The organism is Deltaproteobacteria bacterium (assembly GCA_016219225.1).
In the GTDB taxonomy this organism is placed as follows: domain Bacteria; phylum Desulfobacterota; class RBG-13-43-22; order RBG-13-43-22; family RBG-13-43-22; genus RBG-13-43-22.
This window is the reverse complement of sequence record JACRBX010000138.1, coordinates 1-3,474: the sequence shown is the minus strand read 5'-3', so window position 1 is coordinate 3,474 and position 3,474 is coordinate 1. Positions and strand designations below refer to the sequence as shown.

Here is a 3,474-nt window from a genome sequence, read left to right as displayed (position 1 = left end):
GCTGAAATCAGTAGGTAAAAGGCCGGTGAAGGTCAAAAAGGATGTGCCAGGATTCGTAGGCAATAGACTCCAGCACGCCCTTTGGCGGGAAGCGATCTCCATCGTCGAACAAGGCATTGCCGAACCGGAGATGGTTGATGAAGTCATTAAAAGCGGCTTTGGGATCAGGCTGCCAGTGCTGGGACCTTTACAGAATGTCGATATGGTCGGCTTGGACCTGACCCTCCAGATCCATGATTATATCCTCCCTCATATTGAAAAATCTTCCAATCCCTCTCCGTTGTTAAGGCAAAAGCAGGAAGCCGGAGAACTGGGTTTCAAGACGGGAAAGGGATTTTATGAATGGAGTCAGAAGGCTATCGAAGACTGCCGAAAAGGGCTCATAGAACACCTCATCCGTTGGAATCGAGAGCAGGATAAGGATTAAGGTGTGTCTGCCGACTGCCGTTCAATACCATAGGTTTTACCCTTAATACCGGTTACATATCGGCAGAAAATGCCTTGGAGTATGTTAGATTTCTGGGATGATTACAAGGGGATTTGAATGATGGAACCTGACATTGTTGGAAGTCAAAAAGGGATGTGGTGGGCAGCGATAGGGGCCTTCTGTTTTCTGATGATGATCGCAGCTTGTCATAAGGAGGAAGGCCGGTCACCTTCGGACGATCAGGGAAAGCCTCCGAGAAATGCACAAGGACCTTTGAGTCATGGCGCTCAGGCCATGGGGCCGCCACCGATCACTTTTGGCGACAAGTTTTACGATGTGGCCGCGCCGGATAAAGATCATGTCTGGGTGGTAGGCTACTTCGGGGCCATTACTCATTCTTCAGACGGGGGCAAGACCTGGTCCCGCCAGCAGGCCGGCACCTTCCAGGCCTTAACCGGCGTATCTTTCGTCAGCGAAAAAGAGGGCTGGATCGTGGGCGACCAAGGGACCATCCTCCATACCAAAGACGGGGGCAACCACTGGGAGAAGCAGAAGAGTCCGGTCACTGACCAGAAACTCCTCAAGGTCCAATTTCTTAATGATCGGGAAGGCTTTTGCGTGGGGACCTTCGGCACTGTCCTCCATACGGTAGACGGGGGGAGCACATGGGAAAAGCTACCTTTCCAGGAAGACGTGATTTTAAACGACCTGGTATTCCTGAATCCCCGGGAAGGCTGGATCGCCGGTGAATTTGAAACCATCCTCCATACCGTGGACGGCGGAAAGACCTTTCAGAAACAACGGAGAGATCAATTGGGCAAACTCTTCGGCATCGCCTTTAAAGATGAAAAGAGGGGCGTGGCGGTCGGTACTGCCGGAAAGATTCTGGTCACCTCCGACGGCGGCCGAAGCTGGCAAGAGACCAAGAGTAACACCGAAGATAGCCTGCTCAAGGTCCGATTTCTCGATTCCAGGCTGATGGCCGTCGGTTTACGGGGGGCCGTGGTCCAATCATCGGATAACGGCCAGACCTGGTCTCCTCTGATCATCCCCGGCCACTATTCCTGGCTTTCAGGCCTGGCCTTTTTTAACAACGGCGGGTTTTTAGTGGGCAATGAAGGCAAGATCCTGGCCAGCCATGATGCCGGCAAAACCTGGAGCCGTCTCGGTCTGCCTCCCTTTATGGGCGCCGTGGGGAAGGAGTAATCATGTATAAAGTACTGGTCGGCTTTCTCATTAATCATAAAAAAAAGATACTGGTGGCCATGGGGGTGATTACCCTCTTTTTTCTGAGCCAGATCTTCCGCATCCAGATGTTCACCCAATTTCTGGACCTCTTTCCCCAGAACCATCCCTACGTGCAGGTCCATCAGCAGTATGCCAGGTGCTTCGGCGGGGCCTATCAGGCCACGCTGGTGCTGGAGGTCAGGAAGGGCGATGTCTTTAATACCAATACCCTCTCGAAGATGTACCGCATTACCGACGCCGTCGATCTCATCCCCGGCGTCGACCATTTCGGTATCTTCTCCATCGCTTCCCAGAAGGTGACGATCCTGAAGGAAACGGCCGGGGGGTTTTCCTCCAACCAGATCATGAAGGAGGTCCCCAAAGATCAGGCCTCAATGGAGGAGTTGAAGAAAAAGGTCTTTACCAGCGGCAACGTAAACGGCATTTGGGTCTCCCGGGATCAGAAGGCACTGCGCCTTGATGCCAACTTTCTGGAAGGCAAGATCGACTTCAAGATTCTCTTCGATAAATTCATGGAGATCAAGAAAAGGGAAGGGGATGCCAACCACCGGATCTACCTCACCGGCACACCCCTCCTCTACGGCTGGATTTACCACTATTTGCCCAATATGGCCCTCATCCTGGTCATCACCTCCGTGGTCATACTTCTTATGCTTTTTGCCTATATGAGCCGGGGAGGTTTATGGTTCTGGCCCTTTGTGAGCGCCCTGATGACCTCCATCTGGGGTTTGGGATTTTCGGCTATTCTGGGCTTTCACTTCGATCCCCTGATCATCGTCATCCCCTTTCTGCTCTCGGCCCGGGCCATGAGCCACGGAGTCCAGTGGGTGGAGCGGTTTACCGAGGAGTATCAAAAATCAGCCGATACCGAAGAAGCGGCCCTGATCACCGGCACCGGCCTCTTTCCGCCTGGGCTTATCGGCATCCTGGCCGACACCCTGGCTTTATTAGTCATCTGCCTCACTCCCATTCCGACCCTTAGAAACCTGGCCTATCTCGGCTTCTTCTGGTCCGGGGCCATGATTTTCACCATCTTCTTTTTTTATCCACCGCTTTTTGCTTCCTTCAAATATGTCCGGGTGCCCAAAAAGTCCGATGTGCCCGCTGCCTTGGCCCAGGCAAACGAGGATTTTTCCAAAAGGGTGACTACCCGGACTACCATTCTTGACAGATCCTTCACCTACCGGATCGAGTATTTTACCGAACACTTGCTCAGACGGATACTCATCAGGATGTCGAACTGGACCTTCGGGGCCGGCCGATACGCCACCGTCGGCTTAAGCGTCCTTATTCTGGGTTTAGCCATCATCTCCTCGACCCACCTCAAGTTCGGCGATGCCAACCCCGGCAGTCCCATCCTCTGGCCATATTCCGACTACAACACAGACATTGTCCAGATCAACAAGAAGTTTCCCGGTGTAGACCAGATGTGGGTGGCCGTCCAGGGGAAGGCCGACCAGGCCGTGACCAATCCTGACGTCATCAACGGCATGGAGGGGCTCAAACAGTATATGATGACCGACCCCAATGTGGGCTTTGCTATCTCAGTGGCCGACCTGGTCAAAAGCAGTAATATGCTGGCTTACGGCAATGACCCCAAGATGGAATCGATCCCCAATTCTCAACAGGCCATACAGAATATGATCACCCTAATCCAAACCGGGGCCGCCCCTGGTGAGATGGATACCTGGATAGACTACGGCAACACCAGCACCAACGTAAAACTCTTTCTCAAAAATCATGAGGGCCCGGTTTTGAACGAGGTTATCCACCGGGTTAATCATTTCATCAAAGAAAAT

3 protein-coding genes are annotated in these 3,474 nt (G+C 52.8%); all 3 read left to right on the top strand.

All coding sequences use genetic code 11. The features are described 5' to 3' along the window. On the top strand, positions 1-427 hold a 427-nt coding region (locus HY879_11915), incomplete at its 5' end, for a 3-hydroxyacyl-CoA dehydrogenase family protein (protein MBI5604052.1). 117 nt (positions 428-544) lie between these two features. Further along, positions 545-1,633: a glycosyl hydrolase gene (locus tag HY879_11910; GenBank protein MBI5604051.1), complete on the top strand. Its 1,089-nt coding sequence runs from the start codon at positions 545-547 to the stop codon at positions 1,631-1,633. Positions 1,634-1,635: 2 nt separating this feature from the next. Beyond that, a partial coding sequence (locus HY879_11905) for a hypothetical protein (GenBank protein MBI5604050.1) occupies positions 1,636-3,474 on the top strand: 1,839 nt, incomplete at its 3' end.